Genomic DNA, 19901 nt, shown 5'->3' with positions numbered 1-19901 from the left:
TACTCGTACGCCTTTAATAACTCGTTTAAACTCCTATTTATCAACTAATTCCATACCTTTAGAATTAGTTTTACCCAACACTCGAATGTTAAATTTATTAATGGCTTTTAAAAAGATATTATAAATACAATATCCAAAAATAGAACCTAGAACATTACAGATCACATCATCAATATCAGTAATACGTCCCACTCCACTAAATAACGACTCAATTAATTGTAGCAATTCAATACTAGCTGATATAGAAAATCCTAATAAAATTGTATTTTTGAATTTCTTATATTTATCCCATAGGATAGGTGCTAAAAATCCTAAAGGCATTAATAATAAAATATTCCCGCCTACATTTCTTACAATTAGACCAATCATAAATAGGGCATCTCCATCATAAGCACTACCAATTTGATTGATGTCTTTAATAATTGATGCAAATGGTATTATATTGACCGAGCGATTCAGATTTTCAATATTAGAAGGAAAACCGATTGGTAAAGGGAATAAAGTTACTGCAACAACCATACAAATGTAGACCACGAATAAAAAACTTACTAGTTCTTTCCACCAAATCACATATTTTTTATTTTTGGTACCAATTAATATTCCACGTACAATTAAATAACAAATAACCCCTAAAATAATAAACAAACTACCGTTGATCATATACAAATTGTTAACACATCCTTTCATATGAAGTAATAATTAAAATTTACAACTATATAGTAATGTTTTTTTATTTAAAAATCCATATATTTATATATAATTGTGCGGAATTACAAAAAACCCTTATTAAATGAATATAGGGTTCCTCGTTAACTAAAATATTTTTCAAAACAGAAACAAGCATGAACCCGTTTAAATTATTTTCGTATCTCTTCTTTTATATCCATATAATTAAAAAGCTCTTTCTATTTCTGTCATTAATTTTTCGGGTCCTGCCCCTTTATTCGATGGAATAACTAAAGTGATTCCTAATTCTGGATATATGGCCGAGCGAAAACTGACGCCTGGATCATATCCCATTACATGATATTTGAATACCTTGTTTTCTCGTGTTTCAATCCATATTCCATATCCGTAAGACTGTTTATCATTTACATGAATGTGGGGAGTTAAAAGTAACTTTGTATATTCCTTTCCTAAAATTTCATTATTAAATAGTGCCGCCCAAAATTTCAACATGTCTGGTGCAGTAACATATGCACCTCCATCAGCTCCTCCTTTTATTGGTATAGAGTAGACGTTTGTTCTCCAATTTTGGTTGGTTTCGTCCTTTATATATCCTAGAGCTGTATGTCTTGGTAATCTATCTAACGAAAAATAGCCAGAATCATTCATACCAATCGAATTAAAAATGTTTGTTTCTATATACTCCGTGAATTTAAGTCCCGTCTGTTCTTCTATTATTAATCCAAGTATAATAAAACCTGCGTTGTTGTAGTGAAACTTATTTCCAGGTGCAAACATCATATTATTGTTTTGAAATAATGGTAAAAAGTCTTTTACGCTCTTTAATAGATACATAGGTGTTTGTTTCCAAAGGTCTTCGAAGTTATCCATAATACTTTCATCAAAATAATCTGGTATACCAGCACTATGCGTTAGTAGTTGATGTATTGTAATATCTTCATCGAAGTTTGGAAATTTTATCTCTAGACAATCTTTTAATTTTGTATGAAAAGAAATAACACCTTTTTCAACAAGTTGACAGATGCCAATTGCAGTGAAGATTTTACATCCTGAGGCAATGCCAAATCTTGTTTGTATCGTATTGTTTATACATTCACTTTGGTTTGCGTAACCCAATGCTGTTTCATAGACTAAATCTTTTTCTTTTTTTACTAAAACTACTCCAGAGAAATCTATTTTCTTTTGTATTTCTTTTACAATTTTATCAATTTCATCTTTTGTTTTTATCACGACAACCACCCTTATCTTTCGGTATTGTTCTTTCCTCTTATTAATTTTTCCATATAAAGAGGAAAGAACCCTCTTATTAAATACGATAAATTGTTAATGAGAACACAAAGTTCATTTCGAAGTTATCCCGCTATTTATGAGCAGTAAGACCCCCATCTCAAAATTCAGTAGAAGCAAAGAAATGAGGTGGGGACCCTGCTGCCCGTAAAAGCCCGATTGGTGAGGGCTAATAATCAGCGGAGGATGCCCCCCTGATTAAAGTTTCACTTTATTGATTCAGTAGAATACAACTTAGATTGTGATGGGAATAAAGTAAACACACACAAGACGATAGTAATAAATAACATGATCAATGAACCTACAATAACTACAAGTTGTATAGAAATGAACTGAGTCGCAACACCAGATAATATTGTAATAAAGATTGTTACTAACGCAATAACAAGTCCATATATACTCCCGATCCGTCCCATTATATGAACGGGAACGTTATTTTGGTAAAATGTATAAAATCCTGTATTTGCATATGCCATAGAGAAAGATAAAATAAAGAATCCAATAGCAGCTATTAAAAATACATTTGAAAAAGCATAAATTAAATAACCAATTGCGATGAATAGTGATCCTATTCCAATTAGAAATGAAGGTGCTAATTTCTTTGATAAAATTGTATTTGTTATGGCACCTAAAATAAATCCTGCACCAGCTATACTAACTAGAAAACCGTATTCACTATCTGTTAGTAGTAATACCTCTTTCGCAAACGATAGTTCAAGTGAATCAGTAGCAGTTGCTAATACGAACATACTTTGAAATAAGAAATACACACATACGACATACACATGTTTTCTACTAAAATTTATAACAGTGTTCCAATCTTTTTTTAATACTGTAAGTGATAATGTATTACTAGTTGTATCCGAATCTTCTTTCTTATCAAGATTCGGTAAAAGTAATGTAATGAATCCTGATAAGAGAAATGCTATAGCATTCATATATATAGCAAACTCTGGTGTACCTGCAATTAATAATCCCCCCGCTACTGCTGGTCCAATTAATGATGCACCAGATCCTATTAAAGTACGTAATGAGTTGAAACGTTGTCTTTGCTCTACTGGAATTAATTTCGTCATATACGTCATAGCAGTTGGCTCATAAATTGCACTGGCCATACTTATAAAGAATACGAATACATAAACAATCCAAAGTGACGGAAGTAAAGGTAAAATAGCGATAAATAACGCACGATATATATCGAGGTGAATCATTAATTTCCGTTTATTTAAACGATCAATCATACTCCCAGACCAAGCGTTTGTAAATAAAGTGGCTAATGGTTTTATTACATATAAAGTAGCAACAGCTAAGGCTGAGCCACCCATATTATAGACAAGTACATTCAATGCTATTAAGTAAATCCATGCCCCTAAATTCGCAATACCAACTCCGGACAATAGTAATAAAGGATATTTCCAATCTTTAAGTAAATTTTTCATTTTTGGTCCCCGCTTTCAAAATTGTTTTACAACAATAAAAAAATCCCACCCCCAAGACTTTTAATCTTAGGGACGAGATTTATCATCGCGGTGCCACCCTAGTTTGTTAATATGTCACCATACTAACCTTATCAGGTACTGCATTCTAATTCATGCTTATACCATAGCTCTATAACGGGAGCTCCCGTCACACCATCCCCTAATAATAGGTTCCGATGTGCTGCTCAGAGGCTTGGTTCAATAAAGAATTTTTACTCCTTTTCAGCTACATGGAGCTCTCTGTGAAAAATTCATTTTATTTACTCTTCTCTTCACTGCATTTATTTTTTCCATATTATCACATATAAATTTAACTGTAAATAAACAATAATCAGATATTTAATAACGTGTCACTGTTAGTTCTTTTATTTATTATTTTTTCTAAAAATTAAGGTGCGTGAAATTACTCGCAACTCTAAAGAAAGAGCTATTTGCATATAGCTCTTTCCAAATGCCTGGATTAATTCGTATTCGCCTCTGTTAACGGTTGTAACGGCGGTTCTAATTCTAGTTCTAGTGTATCTCCTTCTTGTAAATCTTGTCCTTTTTCAATACTTTGACTCGTTACATAACCCGTACCAGAAGTTTTCAAATCTAATTTCAAAAGTTTAGAGAAATGCATAACATCACGCATGGACCACCCTTTTACATTTGGCATTTGTGCGTTATTCCCTAATAAAAATATACGATCACCTTCACTCATTACCTCGCCAGACTGTGGATATTGTTTTATTATTTTTCCTTCTCCTAAAATTACCGGCTGTAGCTTCTCTTTTTCTACACTTTTCTCTATTGTATCCATCGATTGATTTACATAATTTTGTACTTTTAATTGAGATTGTTTCGCTGCATCAGCTATTTGTTTTTCTGTATACGGTTTCACCTTTAAATATTCAAGGCTGTTTTTTATAACAGGTTTAAATATTTCAGCAAGAGGCTGAGCTCCATACTCATCTCCTTTTAACTTTGGCTGCTTAATAGCTAAGTATACGATTAACTCCGGATCGTCAATTGGAGCCATTCCTAAAAAGGAGAAAATGTAATTCTCTTTCCCTTCCATATATCGGCCATTTTCAGGATTCGGGATTTGTGCTGTTCCTGTCTTACCTCCAATTGGATAACCATCCACTTTATACATTGTACCAGTTCCTTTTGAAGATGTTATAACACGCTCCATTAAGCTTCTAACCTTGTCCGCTGTTTCTTTTTTTATCGGATTCCCAATTTCTTTCGGTTGATTTTCCATAATAACTTCTTTGTTTGTTGGATTTACAACTTTATCAACGATATATGGTTGCATCATTTTCCCGTCATTTGCTATAGCAGTAGCCGCTTGGATTAATTGAATCGGAGTTACTGTAGAACCTTGACCGAAAGAAGTTGTAACCTGTTGAATTTGCGTATTTAATAATAAAGTATTTTTACTTTCTCCAGGTAAATCTATTCCTGTTTTTTGATTGAATCCAAATTTATTCATATATTGCTTAAATTTATTTGGTTTCAGTAACTGATCTTCTAAAATAGAAAAAGCTACGTTTGATGATCTTTCAAAACCTTCATCAAATGTAATTGATCCCCATCCAAATCCACCATTATGATCTTTTATATCAGAGGAACCAACGGAATATTTTCCAGATTGAAAATATTCTTTTCCGTTATATACACCTTCATTAATGGCAGCTGCTAACGTAAAAACTTTCATTGTTGAACCTGGTTCATATGCATTTGCAATCGGATCATTTAAAAAGTATTCGATATCACCTACATTAGGATTGTAACTAGGTTTACTAGACATCGCTAAAACCTTTCCTGTTTTTGGATCAGCAATAATGCCAATTAACATAGAAGGATCATAATGCTCTTGTGCTTTGTTCATCGCTTCTTCTAAAAAGCTATTAATTTGTTTATCAAGCGTTAAATACACGTTATTCCCATTTTTAGCAGGTTCTACTTTACCTATATCATTTGTAAGCGGAATCCCCCTTCGTGTACCCACATATTCTATATTCCCGTTTGTCGAGCGCAAATATTTATCCAAACTCTTTTCAAGCCCAAACTTTCCTTCCGTATTCCCTTTATCATCTGGTCTAGCAAAACCCAGTATATAGGATGCAAAATCTTCATTCGGATACACTCTTGCTTTTTCCGACATAAAAGATACACCTGGTATTTTTAAATCATTAATTTTTTCCTTCTTTTCCCTAGATAAGTTCCGACCAATTTTCCCAATTTCAACTTGCGTACGCCCTTCATGAAAGTTTTTTAATACTTCTTCTTTATCAATTTCAAGCGCATCGGCTAATTGTTGTGCGGTTTCATCTTTATTTTTCACTTTATCTTTTCCTTTTAAATTAACAACAACTCGATATGTTGTAGAATCTTGTACTAACACCTTTCCGGTTTGGTCATAGATAGTACCACGATTCGCTTCTAAAATACCTTTTTTATTATGTTGTTCATCCGCTAGATCCTTTACATTCACATTATGCACGACTCCTACTGCCTGAATATAGAATATACGCAAAATCATAATAAGAAACAAAACAATAAAAGCAATCATCATATATCGAGCGCCTTTATTCGTTTGGAGTTTTTGCATACTTATCTCCTCTCTTTTGGAATGGATTCGTACGAAGATCCGTTTTAAAATTTGTAGTTTTTGTTTACGATACTATATGTTTCGAAGTTTTCTTTTTAATTCCTTTAAAACAATGCGAAACTAACTATTGTTATTTTTTGTTTTTATTTTATTTCATTAAAATACGGTGCGTGAAATTTCTGAATATTAACTTCACCAAAACTTGATTGCATAGCACTCTAAACTCTTTTCTTATTTACTATAAAAAGTTCCCCTCTGGATTTCCAAAGGGGAACTTTTTATAAGAAAATTATGCGATATGGTTATATTTTGCTAAGAAAGGAATTCGATTCGCTACTAATGCATACATTTTGAATACGAATTTCGCTATTGGTTCAAACATACGTGTACTTTGCATTACTAAACCGCTCGTAACAAGTGTTATGAAAGCTGCACCAAGTATATCTAAAGGATAATGAACACCTACATACATACGTGATATACCGACTAACACTGCCCATAAGAGCGCGATATATTTCAGTTTTTCTCCTCTAAGAATAAATACAAAGGCAATTGAAAATACAAGTACAGAATGATCACTAACGAATGATGAATCTGCTGCGTGTGGTACTAATTGATGTACATCATGTGATACAAACGGACGCGGATGGTAATATACCGCGTGTATAAGAACATTTACTACTAATGCAATAATAACCGAAAGCGTCGTATATAAAACTGTATATTGTTTTCTAATTGCCTTCTCTTTCTTGCCATTGTTAAACCATAAGATAAGCATAAATAAAATGGCTACGTATGCAGCGCTATTTGTAATAGCAACCATTAACGTATCTAATAGTTTAGATGAATCAGCAAAATTATTAAACCACTGAAATACTGTGTAATTCATAATACTCTCTCCCTACTTACAAGTGTTCTTGATTTACACAGTATACAATACCATTATGAAAATGGGCTTAAACTTTTCTCATATAATTCTCATTTTACTATTACTCATGTGACAATTATAAAACAAATTTTATACGCTATTTATGTATAAAGCCGGTAAACCTTTATAATAAGGTGTTTCGTATTTTTTTCATGTTTGGAATACAGAACATGTTCATTTAAATATACTAATTGCAAAATCATATTTTTTAATTCATTTGAAGAACAATATTTCCGAATTGTTCTCCATGTTCCATACGGCTTAGTGCTCGAATTACTTCTTCTAACGAGTAAACTTTATCAATAATTGGTTTAATTTGATGTTTTTCTATAAACTTTATCATCTCATTAAATTCCTCACGGCTACCCATGGATGTTCCCATAATATCAATTTGATTGTAAAATAGCGCGCGTAATGGTAATTCTATTTTATCTCCTGAGCTTGCACCAAAATTCACGATTCTTCCATTTGGTTTTAATACATCAAAATATTTCAAAAAAGTTGCCGGACCTATACTATCTATTATTAAATCAACTTTTTCACCTTGTAAGCTCTCTTCCCAATTTCCGGCACTATGAAAAGAAATATCTGCACCATATTTTGCAGCAAGTTCCCTTTTATTCTCTACCCTTGAAGTAACACTCACTTTTGCGCCAATTGCTTTCGCGAATAACATGGCAAATGTAGCAACACCACCGCCTATTCCCGGAATTAAAACGTGTTCGCCGCACTTCAATCTCCCTTTTGTAAAAAGCGCCCTATATGCAGTTAATGCGGATAAAGATAAAACACCTGATTCTTCCCAAGTAAGATATGACGGCTTTTCTACTACATTTTCAGCTGGTACAATTACATATTCAGCAAACGTTCCATCTTTCGGTCCACCTAGCACTTCCGGTAACTCCGGTACTTCAGTAGCATGTTCCCATCCAATACTAGGATTAATAATAACTTCTGTATGTAATATGTTATCAGAAACACCGTTTCCAATTTCCGTAACAATACCTGCACCATCTGATCCTAAGATTAAAGGTAATTGCATTTCTTTTCTATTATTCATAATAAATAAATCCCGATGATTTAAGCCTGCTGATTTTAACTTCACTTTAACTTCCCCATCATTAAGTGCTCTCTCAGGTGATATTTTATATTCTACACCGTCAAATCCAGTTTTATATTGATGTACGATAGCTTTCATTATTATTCCCCCTTAATAATTTTAATGTACTAGAAATTTCGAAATAAACAAAATGATTTGATCGTAAAAAAAGAAGGAATGCAAGAAGCACCCCTTCTTTGAAGGCTTATTTTATTATACATGGTAATGTAATCGTAACGATTGTTCCTTCATTTTCTTTACTCTCTATTTTAATAGCTCCGTTATATTTTTCTACAAGTCGTTTTGCAATAGACAAACCTAGTCCGTTTCCACCTTGTTTTCGACTTCTCGCTTTATCAACTCGGTAAAACCGATTAAGAACAAATGGTAAATCGGATTCAGGTATTCCCGCTCCATGATCTATTACACGAATTTTAACTTTCCCTGATTGTAAACTGGATTCTATGCAAATATATTTATTAACCTCTTTTGTATACTTAACTGCATTATCCATTATGATAATAATAATTTGTTCTAAGTAAGATGATGGCATTGACACATAAGCCTCGTCATCCCCGAATTTCATATCAAATTGAAAATCACTTTGGAGTACTACAAAGTTTTGTGTAACATGTTTTAATACGCTATTTACATGGACTGGCTCAGCTGCTATTGGATGCAATTGTTCAGATTCAGCTCTTGATAGTTCTAGCAATTCTGAAACTAATTTATTTAAACGATCTACTTCCTTTAAACTAGATTGAAGAGATTTATCTAATACTGCTGGATCATTTTTCCCCCATCGGTTTAACATCGCTAAGTGACCATGAATAATTGTTAACGGTGTTCTTAGTTCATGAGATGCGTCTTCGACAAACTGTTTCTGTTGTGTAAAAGAAGTTTCTACTTCATCCATCATCTCGTTAAAGAGAAATGATAATTTTGCAAGCTCATCATTATTTTCTCGTACTGGAACCCGTTCATTTAGTCCATTCTTTTTAATACGTTTCATCGTATCTGTTATATTTTGAACACTTGATAATAGTTTCTTCGTTATAAGAATCCCACCTAAAAAACTAAATATCAATCCAAATATTCCAGCAATAAGCATTACCACTAAAATAACTTTTAATAAATAATCAAATGTCTCTAGGTTTTTCGTAAGTTCAATAGTTCCAGTAAACTCTTTCGTTTTAATTGGTATGCGCTTAACTAATATTCGATCTTCTAAATGCCTTTTTATAAATGCCTCATCTTTTATAACCTGTTTCGGCTTTATCCACGTTTCATTAAAATCTCGTGAAACAGTAATAATCGGCTCCCCATCCATGTCAATAATACGAATCATTTGATGCTTATCAATCATATTGTTTAGAAAATCTTTACTGTTTTTAAATGTTTTACTCGAAAGGGTATCATTTTTATCTTGGAAATATGCCGCTATTTCCGTCACTTGCCTATTTATTTGTTTCTGTTCATAATCTATAGTCCACTTATTAATTACAATAAACTGCAAAGCACTATATAAGATGAATAAAATAAATACTAGTGTAGTGGACCAAAGTGTTAGTTTCCACTTTATAGGTAGATTTCGAATTCGAAACATTATATTTTTTATCATTTCATTATATATCCCGCACCACGCACTGTTTGGATATACTCCTCCTTATCTACACTATGTAACTTATTTCGCAAATAACGAACATATACATCAACAATATTTGTCTCAACAATTGCATCATATCCCCATACTTGATCCAGTAAAACATCACGAGTAAGTACGCGATTAATATTTTTCATAAACATAAGCAATAACTCGAATTCTTTATTTGTAAGTTCAATTTCTTCATTTCCTTTAGTTATAGTTCGAGATTCAATCTGAAGCTGCAAATCTTTGAATGTAAGAAATGAAACCTGCTTGTTTTCAATATGTTCTTCTCTTCTAAATATCACTCTCATACGTGCTAACAGTTCTTCAATTGCAAATGGTTTCGGAAGATAATCATCCGCTCCACTATCTAAACCTGTCACACGGTCCATAATACTATCACGAGCAGTCAGCATAATAATGGGTGTATTTTTAGTCGCTCTTAGTCGACGACATACCTCTAGTCCATTTAATCCAGGCAGCATTAAATCAAGCAAAATGAGATCGTAATTCTTTTCAAGTGCTGCGCTTAACCCTTTTCTTCCATCTAGTTGTATATCTACTTTATACCCTTCATATTTTAGTTCTAATTCTAGAAAATCTGCTAAACTTTCCTCATCCTCAATAATTAAAATGTGTTGCAACGGTAGTTCCTCCTAGACAATTAAATGAATAAATAATCCTATTCCAAATATAATTGCAATGATTTGATGCACTTTTCTATACATCATAAATTTTTCTTTCTTATTTATTTGTTGTAAATAAAACCCAACAATCCCTAGTACAATTAAGGCTAATAGAGAAAATATGCCACTGTATATGAGTAAAATATGACGACTCCCTTTTATAAAAAAGTAAACACCATGAGTAATTGCAACAGCTATTATAGCGTATCCAATTAATACATGAAACTTTTTTGCAAATAGATACACTTCTTTAACTTTTTTAAATCCTTGTATATTTTTCTTCTTTAAAAACACCCATATATGGCGTAAAAACCATAATGAAGCAGCCATAATAGCCCCATATTCACCAAAAGAGCCTAATTTTTTATTTAACCATTTTACATTCAGAACATTGCCGTACATAACATTAATGAATAGCATCTCTACACTACAAATAATAATAGTAATACCTATAATTTTAACACACACATGGAAATATTTATTTCTTAATATCTTCTCCATTTTATTTAATCTCCTTACTAATAAAGGCTTTGTAACAAGCAGTCTATCAAATAAAAAAGAAAATAAAATGAGAGAAAGATTAAAATAAAATGAGAATTTCAATATCACTGGCAACTATTATTGATTTTTTTCAGCTAACTTTATTATGTTTTGAATAAACGGCGCTTTTGCCTTTGTATATGAAACACGATCAAAAGCATATGTAATAGCAAGCCTCTCTTTTAATTCTCTATATTCTTTACGTGCCCATTCATGGCTTATTAGAAAGTCACGAAATAAAATATTGTTTCTCCACTCTTCACTATTATAAATATAAATATGCAAATGATGAGTACCCGCTCTCCATTTTCCCTTTCTAAAAAAACGCCAATTCGTTGCATCTTTTGGAACATACTCATATCCAATTTCCGATAGAACTTCAATCCAGTTTTCAGTAATTTGTAAGTCTGTTACGCCAATCATCATATCAATAAGAGGTTTAGCTCCTAATCCTTCTACTGCTGTGCTTCCTATATGTTCAACAGCAATTATTTCTTGTCCTAACAAGGAACAGAATTTCTCTTTTTCTTTTATATACTCTTCAACCCAGTCTTTTTGATATGCTTTAATAACAATTTGTTGATCCATTGTATTCACCTCTTTATAAGTGTTTATCATTATATTTATAAAATTTTATATTATTAGCATAGGATTTCCGTGAAATATGTCGAATAGTGGAATGTACAACTTAATTATATTAAATGTGAGGTAATCTATGAAAGATAATTCCGTGGAAATTCAGTTAAATAACGTAACATTCCAATTAAAAGAATATCATAATTTTGATTGGCTTATTAAATTAGGGACCGTATTCGCAGTTTTTGACCAACAAGATTCAGGTAATATAAGTTTTGGTGTAGAAAAAGATGGTCATAAGAAATTTATTAAATACGCAGGAGCACAAACAATTACATATGAAGGAACAACGGGTGATGCTATTGAAAGGCTAAAAAATTCAGTTACTATCTATGAAGATTTAAAGCATGACTCGCTCATAAGACTAATTGATCATTTTCCAGTTCAATCTGGGTATGTATTAATTTTCGATTGGTTTGATGGTGAATGTCTTCATTCGCATTGGCGTTTCTCACCTCCTGAAAAATATAAAAATCCAAACTCTCCATTTTATAAATTTAGACATTTATCTGCTATAGAACGAATTCATTCCTTACATTGTATTTTTTCTTTCCATACTTATGTAGAAAAGAAAAAATATGTAGCGATAGATTTTTATGACGGTAGTATTTTATATAATTTTAATACAAACGAGACAAAAATTTGTGATATAGATTTATACAGTAAGAAACCTTACATAAATAAAATGGGCCGGCTATGGGGTTCCTCCCGTTTTATGTCACCAGAGGAATTTGAACTAAACGCTATAATTGATGAAAGAACAAATGTATTTAATATGGGAGCAATGGCTTTCTCACTTTTAGGCGGCGAAAAAGATCGTTCTTTTATAAAATGGGAAGCAAGTAAGGAATTATATGAGGTAGCGTATCGTGCTGTAAATAACAATCGAGCAGAACGGTATGCATCAGTTACAGAATTCTACGAAGCGTGGTTAAAAGCGGCTAATGCAGAAAAGATATAACCCTAAATTATTAAAAGAAATATAGAGTTTATACTATTATCATGTATATCAAGAATGATTGTATGAGCATTTCATATTAGTATGTTCTAATTGATTATGACTATTATTAAGGAAGACATATCAGCGATAATCTATGTCTATTTTGTATGAGTGTTAGCAAGTTCGTTTGCAAACTTGTTAGCACTTTTTTGTTTAGATGATTCACACATTCCTTCTTAATATACTGTTTATAAATGAATTCAATGTTAAGGATATAAAGAGGTATTCAAAACAGCAGACGCTATGGATGAAGCTTTAGACCGTATGGAGAATATAAAAGTACCTGATAAGTACAAGGACATTAACAAACTTGTGTTAGAAGGCGTAACAAATGCAAGAAAAGGAACAAAGATAATACTAGACGCTAATAAAGAAGATGGAAAAGAGATTGAATTAGCTATACTTAAAAGCACTCCACATATGTCAGGTGTAGAAGGTGAACAGTGGGATAAGGCAATTTATGAATTAAATCAGGAAACTAAAGATGCTTATGCTAAAGCACTTGATAAGAAAATGGAAGAACATGCAAAGTGATAGAGTAACTTATAACGATACATACTTGATATATTATTTGATTTAGGGGGCATCTTCATGAAAGTTGTGCGCTCTATATTTAAAGCTTTTCGTTTAATAGGTTTATTTGTAAAACCCGTACTGCTGATAACGATCTTCCTATTCTTTAAGTTTATATCACATCACTTGCAACTCATTTTATATTGATATATTTTCATTTACTATATCACACCACTTACCCATATCTTATATTGTATGTAACTGAGTCTATCACTGAATCCCTTGCTATCAGTAATTTCATTTAACTTTTTCCTTTGAGTTACACAGTACGAAATTTATGAGTAACTGTATAGGGATACCACCACATACCTATCAAGCTAAGATTTTGAGACATCTCCATTACGAGAAATTTACCTTTTTACAGTTATTTATGAGAATTCAACTCATTTTTTCGTTTTGGAGGAAAATCAATTTTTTAAGTTGATGGCGATGGGGTAGCACCACATCGTTATCAACTTAAAAAAAGTAAATGCCCCCAAAACGAAAATTTTATTGTTTTACAGCTATATATGAGGAGTTAGATCGATTTTTTCGTTTTGAGGAACAACAAATTTCTTAACTTGATGGGCATACAGCGAACCCCATCAGATATATAAATCTAACTATAATAAGACTTCTGGAAAAAATCTGAAGATGACAGCTTTTTATTGCTTATATTGAGGCTCATCTTGTTGAACCTCCTGAACACGTGGTTCTAAAGAATCAATAATTGTCTGCGCTTGCTGAGCAGCATTTTGATACAGTTGTTTTGCTTGCTGATTGTCAGTATCAAGAGCAAATCCTTCTAAACATGCTTGAGCACTTTTTAATCCAGAAATAGTTTGCTTAAGCTTAGTAATTACTGTCATAATCAAATCCCTCCTTATAATTATGAATTTCCTACTTAGAATAGCTATTTTCTACTAGAAATATGATTTCTAAATTCTGGTTATCTTTATAGAAGGGGGATTGCCCCCATTAATTATTATGAACAGCTGGAATTTGTGTGATTTTTGATATTCTCAAGCAATGTAATGATGCTTACATATTTTAAGTGCTAATTAAGATAATATAATGTGTGTAATTTAGCATTAGAAGATTTAGGAATCATTCATTTATGAAAAGGAGGAGACAAAATGACTATTTTTACATTAGGTAAAAAGGTTCCAAACTTTACACTCCCTGAAATAACTGGACAGGAATTTTCTTTAGAAACCTATCTTAAAGAATCTAAGGGTTGGAAATTAATTATTTTTTTTAGAGGAGCTTGGTGCCCAGTTTGCGTCCATGATCTGAAGGATCTTGAAGAGAGTAAAGGTTTCTTTGAAGGGAAAAATGTACATCTTATTACTGTGTCTACTGACAAGTTAGAAAATTTAAAGAAGATGGCATTGGAGAACAACTTATCGTTCCCAATTTTATCAGATGAATCCCTGGTTGCTTTAAAAGCTTACGATGTTTTCTATCATGGTGATGATGCACCTTATGAAGACCACGGTACTCATGGAGAACCTGCGTACTTTCTTGTGGATGAAAATGGACAACTACTATATCAGCAGAGGCAAACCAGTCCATTTGGTCGTCCAACATCGACAGAGCTTAGAAAGATTGTTCAATATATAGGTAAAAATCTAAAGTCTAAATAAATCTATTTATAAGAAAAGAGCAAGCTGTATGCTTGCTCTTTTTAATGATTTTTTAATAACCAGTTAATTTTTAAGCTTAACTAACAACTAGTTTGAATTCAATAGAGGATAGGAAATTGCCTAATTCTGATTTTTGTAATTAGCATTACAGAATTGTTTTTTTCACTCTGTTACGATAACAATGCAAACAAAAAAGGAGTGATATACGTGCAAATTTCGGTTAATAAAACAATTAAAATTGGAATTATAGGTGGCATCATTGGTGGGATTATTTTCGGAATAATCATGCAAATGATGGGTAAGATAGCCATGATTGCAGGGATAATGGGAAGCAGCAGCTTACTTAGTGGCTGGATTATTCATATGATGATAAGTATTATTTTTGGCATTACATTCGGATTGTTAACATCCGTTATTAAAAATCGTCTTGTTCTCACTTCTCACAATTGTTTTTGGGGTTGGAATTTGGATAGTGGGTCCTCTTGTAATCATGCCTATAATGATGGGGATGGGAACAAACCTTTTAAATGCTTTTGCTCCTCAGCAATTAATGACCTTAGGAACTCATTTGTTTTTCTCTATAATAGTTGCAATTGCGTTTAAAATCTGTTCAAAAAACAAACATCTTAAAAGGTAACTATTCAATATTTTGCAACGAAAATACACATGCTAGTTCTTATTACTGTGCTAATTTAAAAATTGAAGTATCTTATTAGATAGCTTGTTGTTGAACGTGAGATTAATTAACGGACGATTAGCGATTCTTTTCCCATTATGCCAAACCATATATAAACGAAAATTTCGCTATAACTCGATTTATTTTTTATAGTAATTAATTATCCCTCAAAAATATGTATGTTTTTCATTTATTTGGATTATCCCTATTTTTTTACTCTTAAAATTTCACGTCCCTTTAAAATGAAGGTTCCATCTACAAATACGTTGGCATTAACTTCTCCTAGTAAACCCCTTATTTCTAATGCAGCATTTAGATCATTAAATAGTTTTTTTCTATAAAATAAATATTACTTTGAATTAGATGTTGTTTTGCTTTAAAACAGCTTAAGCACCCATCCATTGTATATAAAACTGGCTCCACAAAACCACCCCTACCTGGTACTATACTAATTAATTACTTTTATGCAGTAATTTAGATTACAGTAAAAATTACAAAGAACGGTATAATGAAAATAAAAATAGTGAAAGGAATGATTTCAAGTGGATAACTTATTACTTCTTTCACAAATTAGTCTATTAGAAGAATTACCAATGGACGATCTTAAAACCGTTGAAGAATTAAGTGAGATGAAACCTGTTAAAAAAGGAACGATTATATTATCTCCAGATAAGCCAATTGAAGCATTATTTTTTTTAAAGAAAGGTCAAGTACGCTTATTTCGTATGAATCATCATGGAAAACAGTTTACTGTTGATATTTTAACAAGTGGTAATATTTTTGGAGAAACATCTACCTTATCTTTAACAAATGACCAGGTTTATGCTGAAGCAATGACAGATACTTATTTATGTATAATTGCAAGGAATGATTTTGAGGGATTTATTGAAAGGAACCCCAAAATTGCATTGAAATTTATAAATATACTTTCAAACCGTTTAAAAGAAGTTTATAGCTTAAGCGAGAAAATTGCTCTTAGTGATGTTAAATACCGTCTAATATACTTATTATTGAAGTTAAGTGAAAAAACTGGCAGAAGAATAAACGAATGGCAAACCATCAATATGAAATTGACACATGCTGACATTGCAAACATGATTGGTTCTACACGAGAAACGACCAGTGCTATTCTGAGTCAGCTTAAAAAAGATGGTTTGATTAAAAAAGATTTAAACTGGTCTATTAATGCTGAAAAAATCGAGCAACTATTAGAAGAAATTTAAGCAACCTCATCAAAAATCCACTACAAGTGGGATTTTTAATTAGATAAACTTCCTAATATCATTTTGTTACAATATAGGGTAGAACCACTTGCCCATCAAGTTAAGGAGACAAAATTCCCCCAAAATGAAAAAATCGTTATTCTTTCAGTAAAATACTTGAAAGGATAACGATTTTTATGGTTCTCTCGCTTTCTGAATAAGCCCGTTGAATAACTGAGATATGTTTCTTTCTTAAAATTACTGAATTACTTTTGAGCTAGCACTAGGTCTAGCCAGGATTTCGCCTCATTGTACAAAGTTGGATTGTTTTGCGGCGTGTAGTAGGCAAGGATTGCAACTGCCTGTGATACGACCCATCCGCGGGCCCTTGCCAATGTAGCACCGTCCGTACGAGTAGCATCAAGGAACACATCGCGCGCCTCTGGCGAGTGCAACTTCCACGCGACCATTACATCACACGCAGGGTCACCTATTCCCATTGTCCCCCAATCAATCACACCACTAATACGCTTATCACGTACGAGCCAGTTACGTACATCTAGATCGCCGTGATGCCAAACAGGAGGACCGTTCCATGGAGGGGCAGAAAGAGCCGACTCCCATACAGCAGACACCGCGGGATCGCCATTAAATCGTGCTAGCCAATATCGGAAGTCCTTGTCCCGTTGGGCCAAAGGAATGCCGCGTCTTAACGGCCCTCCCGTTGGATCGACTTGTTGCAACGCTAGGACAAACTCTGCGAGATCGCGTGCTGCCTGAATCTCTTCAAGCGCCTCTATCGGCACCGTTTCACCCTTCAGCCACGAATGTATCTCCCAAAACCATGGGTATTCTTTATTTGGGCGCCCCTGAGCGATAGGTACAGGGATTTCAAGCGGGACTAATGGCGCGATTTTGGGTAGCCATAAGAACTCGCTTCCTCCTGGTGTCGTCGGTCCTTCCCTTCTCGCTAGCCGAATGGAATATTCGTCGCCAAGTCGGAAAACGGCATTTACCGTTCCGACTGGCTCCACCTTACGAAGGGGTAACTCTGCCCAGCGGGGGAACTGATCGACAAGCAAACGACGCACAAGTCGCTCTTCAATTTTCAATTCGTCAGCATGCATCTTCTCGGACATCGTATGATCTCTCCTTGGTAGCTCTGACATAAACTTTTATCGTTGGAAAATAATAACAATTCTCCGTGCACCAAAAGTCAAAAAGCCACACTTTTTCATTATACAATGCAGTCACAACTAAAAAAAACTTATCTGAACTTATTAAATTGCAACACACTATAGGGGTCAATTTACATTACTATAAACCTTTGATGAATTTATACCTATAACTTATAGAAAGCATTATTCTTTTGTAAAAAATACAGAAAGTATGGCGTTTTGTATAAATCTATCGATTCAAGATAAGTTTCATTTGTTCGCTGAAGAACTACAGCAATATCTATCTCCACATATTCTTCAATAACTTGCACAAAATTCACCTTATAAAGGTTAATTTTGTATGCAGATTTTTAGATAACTGATATCAATCTTTTAGAAAACCGACAAATCTAGTTGAACGGAATTTTACTTAATCTTAGCTTGATGGCGATGTGGTGGGACCCTACATCCATCAACTTAAGAATTTAGAATTACTCTAGAATAAAGTTTTGTTGCAAGTTAGCAAAAACTTCATTCTGGAAGTACTATAAAATTTTAAAATAACAATTTTATCCAATAAAGACAACAGCTTAAGCCCATTGTAATTATAGGTCAGAAAACAACTGGCAGATTAACAAGAGAACGAATTTTACTATGATTATAATTTAATTGATCCGGTTTGATTGCTAGGCGAAGGTTAGGAAGCCGCTGTAGCAAAGTACCTAATGCAATTTGTCCTTCTAAACGTGCTAATGGAGCCCCCAAACAGTGATGTATACCAGCCCCAAAGGCTAAATGATTATTCTCTTCTCGTGAAATATTCAATGTTTCCGGATAAGTAAATTTCTGTGGATCAATATTTGCAGCAGTTAGAGAGAGTAGAACTAAATCACCTTTGCGAATCCTTTTTCCATGTATTGTCATATCTTCACTAGCAAGACGGCTAATAAACATAACCGGGCCGGAATAGCGTAATAGTTCGTCAACAGTGGAAGAAATCAGGGAAGGATTTTCCCTTAGTAAATTCATTTGTTCGGGATGTTGAAGTAATGCCAGTACACCATTACTGATTAGATTAACTGTAGTTTCATGTCCAGCGATAATAAGCAGCCAAATTGTCGAGAGAAGCTCGTTATTACTCAACTTGTCTTCTTGCTCTTTTGTTTGAACGAGCTTGCTTATCAAATCAGCATCAGGATTTAGACGCTTTTCGTTAAGCAATACCTCGATGTATTGAATAAACTTTTCAAGTGTTGTTGTAACTGCAGTTCCTTGACTAGGATTCACAGAGGCGTTCATGAGTATTTGTGTCCATTCACGGAACTGGTTTCGATCAGTGACGGGAATCCCGAGCATCTCTGAAATAATAATAATGGGTAGTGGGTAAGCAAAATCTGAAATAATTTCCATCTTTCCTTTTTCCTGTACAGCAACCAACAATTCGTCGGCAATTTGCTGAATACGGGGACGAAGATCTTCTATCATACGTGGTGTAAAGGCTTTAGAGACTAGACGACGTAGGCGAGTATGATCAGGTGGATCTACCGTAAGCATATTTGGCATATTCATCAACCAGTCAAACAGTTTACTCGCAGCTGTATTTTCCGAATTTGGGTGTTGCTTATCATGGGGTGATGTGAATTTCCGTAAATCTTTGATAAAACGAGCATCTTTCAGAATAGTAATCACATCATCATAGTGTAATGCGACCCATGTCCCTCCCATGCCATAAAAGTCATCAATTTGAAAAAAACGCTCTTGTTGCTTGATGAGGTTTTTATAGAACATAATGGGATTACGCATGGTTTCCGGTGAATTCAAATCCTTAAAAGTAAGTTTTTTCACTAATATGCTCCTTATCATTATAATTATTGAATGATCTGAAATTACATGTCTCTTTACCATACTATTCTATAGTTATTCATAATACAAAATGACACATCCAATTCCTAAACTCGTTTGATTAGAAATATATCCCTGAATACAAAAACACTAATACGTTTTCCTTTATATTTTTTCCGGAATATACAAATATAGATTCTATAACAACATATATGGGTCCCCATACATGTTAAGAAAA

The 19901-nt window shown here is 33.2% G+C and carries 17 protein-coding genes, 1 pseudogene and 1 other annotated feature; of the genes and pseudogenes, 5 read left to right on the top strand and 13 right to left on the bottom strand.

Translation table 11 applies throughout. The features are described 5' to 3' along the window. Positions 1 to 33: 33 nt before the first annotated feature. The 10 genes from DN399_RS13040 to DN399_RS12995 form a co-directional block, all read right to left on the bottom strand. The gene (locus DN399_RS13040; protein WP_000281844.1) at positions 34 to 666 is read right to left on the bottom strand and encodes a VanZ family protein; all 633 of its coding nucleotides are present in this window, start codon (positions 664 to 666) and stop codon (positions 34 to 36) included. Between the two features lie 225 nt (positions 667 to 891). Beyond that, positions 892 to 1917 (bottom strand): serine hydrolase domain-containing protein, encoded by a 1026-nt coding sequence (locus tag DN399_RS13035; protein ID WP_006929662.1) that lies wholly within the window; start codon positions 1915 to 1917, stop codon positions 892 to 894. Positions 1918 to 2180: 263 nt separating this feature from the next. Continuing rightward, complete coding sequence (locus DN399_RS13030) at positions 2181 to 3413, bottom strand: MFS transporter (RefSeq protein WP_000793348.1); 1233 nt, start codon at positions 3411 to 3413, stop codon at positions 2181 to 2183. 65 nt (positions 3414 to 3478) lie between these two features. Continuing rightward, positions 3479 to 3737: a binding site (T-box leader), on the bottom strand. A gap of 175 nt (positions 3738 to 3912) precedes the next feature. Continuing rightward, complete coding sequence (locus tag DN399_RS13025) at positions 3913 to 6051, bottom strand: penicillin-binding protein (RefSeq protein WP_149149674.1); 2139 nt, start codon at positions 6049 to 6051, stop codon at positions 3913 to 3915. A 289-nt stretch (positions 6052 to 6340) separates the two neighbouring features. Next, positions 6341 to 6940, bottom strand: coding sequence for an undecaprenyl-diphosphatase (locus tag DN399_RS13020; RefSeq protein ID WP_049108000.1), 600 nt, complete (start codon positions 6938 to 6940; stop codon positions 6341 to 6343). A 247-nt stretch (positions 6941 to 7187) separates the two neighbouring features. Next, complete coding sequence (locus DN399_RS13015; RefSeq protein WP_149149673.1) at positions 7188 to 8177, bottom strand: zinc-binding dehydrogenase; 990 nt, start codon at positions 8175 to 8177, stop codon at positions 7188 to 7190. A gap of 106 nt (positions 8178 to 8283) precedes the next feature. Further along, positions 8284 to 9699 (bottom strand): HAMP domain-containing sensor histidine kinase, encoded by a 1416-nt coding sequence (locus tag DN399_RS13010; RefSeq protein ID WP_006916271.1) that lies wholly within the window; start codon positions 9697 to 9699, stop codon positions 8284 to 8286. Beyond that, a complete protein-coding gene (locus DN399_RS13005) occupies positions 9696 to 10370 on the bottom strand; it encodes a response regulator transcription factor (RefSeq protein WP_001163828.1) in 675 nt (224 codons plus the stop codon). The genes DN399_RS13010 and DN399_RS13005 overlap by 4 nt, the downstream gene beginning before the upstream one ends. Positions 10371 to 10382: 12 nt before the next feature. After that, positions 10383 to 10913: a hypothetical protein gene (locus DN399_RS13000; RefSeq protein ID WP_006916278.1), complete on the bottom strand. Its 531-nt coding sequence runs from the start codon at positions 10911 to 10913 to the stop codon at positions 10383 to 10385. Positions 10914 to 11030: 117 nt separating this feature from the next. Next, complete coding sequence (locus tag DN399_RS12995; protein ID WP_006916279.1) at positions 11031 to 11540, bottom strand: GrpB family protein; 510 nt, start codon at positions 11538 to 11540, stop codon at positions 11031 to 11033. Between the two features lie 127 nt (positions 11541 to 11667). Here DN399_RS12995 and DN399_RS12990 point away from each other — a divergent pair, with 127 nt between their 5' ends. Further along, positions 11668 to 12549 carry a protein kinase domain-containing protein gene (locus DN399_RS12990; protein ID WP_078993695.1) on the top strand — a complete coding sequence of 294 codons (882 nt, stop codon included), beginning with the start codon at positions 11668 to 11670 and terminating at the stop codon, positions 12547 to 12549. Positions 12550 to 12801: 252 nt separating this feature from the next. After that, a pseudogene (locus DN399_RS12985) lies at positions 12802 to 13122 on the top strand (hypothetical protein); the annotation flags it as partial. Between the two features lie 683 nt (positions 13123 to 13805). Here the strand turns inward: DN399_RS12985 and DN399_RS12980 are convergent. Then, positions 13806 to 14009, bottom strand: coding sequence for a DUF1657 domain-containing protein (locus DN399_RS12980; RefSeq protein ID WP_006919911.1), 204 nt, complete (start codon positions 14007 to 14009; stop codon positions 13806 to 13808). 267 nt (positions 14010 to 14276) lie between these two features. Between DN399_RS12980 and DN399_RS12975 the strand changes: the two genes are divergently transcribed. From DN399_RS12975 to DN399_RS12965, 3 genes are all read left to right on the top strand, one after another. Then, the gene (locus DN399_RS12975) at positions 14277 to 14786 is read left to right on the top strand and encodes a peroxiredoxin family protein (protein ID WP_006919912.1); all 510 of its coding nucleotides are present in this window, start codon (positions 14277 to 14279) and stop codon (positions 14784 to 14786) included. A 207-nt stretch (positions 14787 to 14993) separates the two neighbouring features. Beyond that, the gene (locus DN399_RS12970) at positions 14994 to 15389 is read left to right on the top strand and encodes a hypothetical protein (protein ID WP_255478125.1); all 396 of its coding nucleotides are present in this window, start codon (positions 14994 to 14996) and stop codon (positions 15387 to 15389) included. A 615-nt stretch (positions 15390 to 16004) separates the two neighbouring features. Beyond that, positions 16005 to 16685, top strand: a complete 681-nt coding sequence (locus tag DN399_RS12965) for a Crp/Fnr family transcriptional regulator (RefSeq protein WP_006919362.1) — start codon at positions 16005 to 16007, stop codon at positions 16683 to 16685. A 245-nt stretch (positions 16686 to 16930) separates the two neighbouring features. Here DN399_RS12965 and DN399_RS12960 read toward each other — a convergent pair whose 3' ends face one another. Then, positions 16931 to 17791 (bottom strand): aminoglycoside phosphotransferase family protein, encoded by an 861-nt coding sequence (locus DN399_RS12960; protein WP_255478132.1) that lies wholly within the window; start codon positions 17789 to 17791, stop codon positions 16931 to 16933. Positions 17792 to 18433: 642 nt separating this feature from the next. Continuing rightward, positions 18434 to 19666, bottom strand: a complete 1233-nt coding sequence (locus DN399_RS12955; RefSeq protein WP_006919365.1) for a cytochrome P450 family protein — start codon at positions 19664 to 19666, stop codon at positions 18434 to 18436. Between the last annotated feature and the right edge of the window lie 235 nt (positions 19667 to 19901).

The organism is Bacillus sp. AR4-2, from assembly GCF_008274865.1.
Lineage (GTDB): Bacteria > Bacillota > Bacilli > Bacillales > Bacillaceae_G > Bacillus_A > Bacillus_A cereus.
The sequence above is the reverse complement of the archived record's forward strand: the minus strand, read 5'-3'. Positions and strand labels throughout refer to the sequence as shown.

Bases quoted from the DNA above. Each gene is read 5' to 3' on its own strand.
- DN399_RS13030 (WP_000793348.1), bottom strand. From the start codon at position 3,413: ATGAAAAATTTACTTAAAGATTGGAAATATCCTTTATTACTATTGTCC.
- DN399_RS13025 (WP_149149674.1), bottom strand. From the start codon at position 6,051: ATGCAAAAACTCCAAACGAATAAAGGCGCTCGATATATGATGATTGCT.
- DN399_RS13020 (WP_049108000.1), bottom strand. From the start codon at position 6,940: ATGAATTACACAGTATTTCAGTGGTTTAATAATTTTGCTGATTCATCT.
- DN399_RS13015 (WP_149149673.1), bottom strand. From the start codon at position 8,177: ATGAAAGCTATCGTACATCAATATAAAACTGGATTTGACGGTGTAGAA.
- DN399_RS13010 (WP_006916271.1), bottom strand. From the start codon at position 9,699: ATGATAAAAAATATAATGTTTCGAATTCGAAATCTACCTATAAAGTGG.
- DN399_RS13000 (WP_006916278.1), bottom strand. From the start codon at position 10,913: ATGGAGAAGATATTAAGAAATAAATATTTCCATGTGTGTGTTAAAATT.
- DN399_RS12995 (WP_006916279.1), bottom strand. From the start codon at position 11,540: ATGGATCAACAAATTGTTATTAAAGCATATCAAAAAGACTGGGTTGAA.
- DN399_RS12990 (WP_078993695.1), top strand. From the start codon at position 11,668: ATGAAAGATAATTCCGTGGAAATTCAGTTAAATAACGTAACATTCCAA.
- DN399_RS12980 (WP_006919911.1), bottom strand. From the start codon at position 14,009: ATGACAGTAATTACTAAGCTTAAGCAAACTATTTCTGGATTAAAAAGT.
- DN399_RS12975 (WP_006919912.1), top strand. From the start codon at position 14,277: ATGACTATTTTTACATTAGGTAAAAAGGTTCCAAACTTTACACTCCCT.
- DN399_RS12960 (WP_255478132.1), bottom strand. From the start codon at position 17,791: ATGCATGCTGACGAATTGAAAATTGAAGAGCGACTTGTGCGTCGTTTG.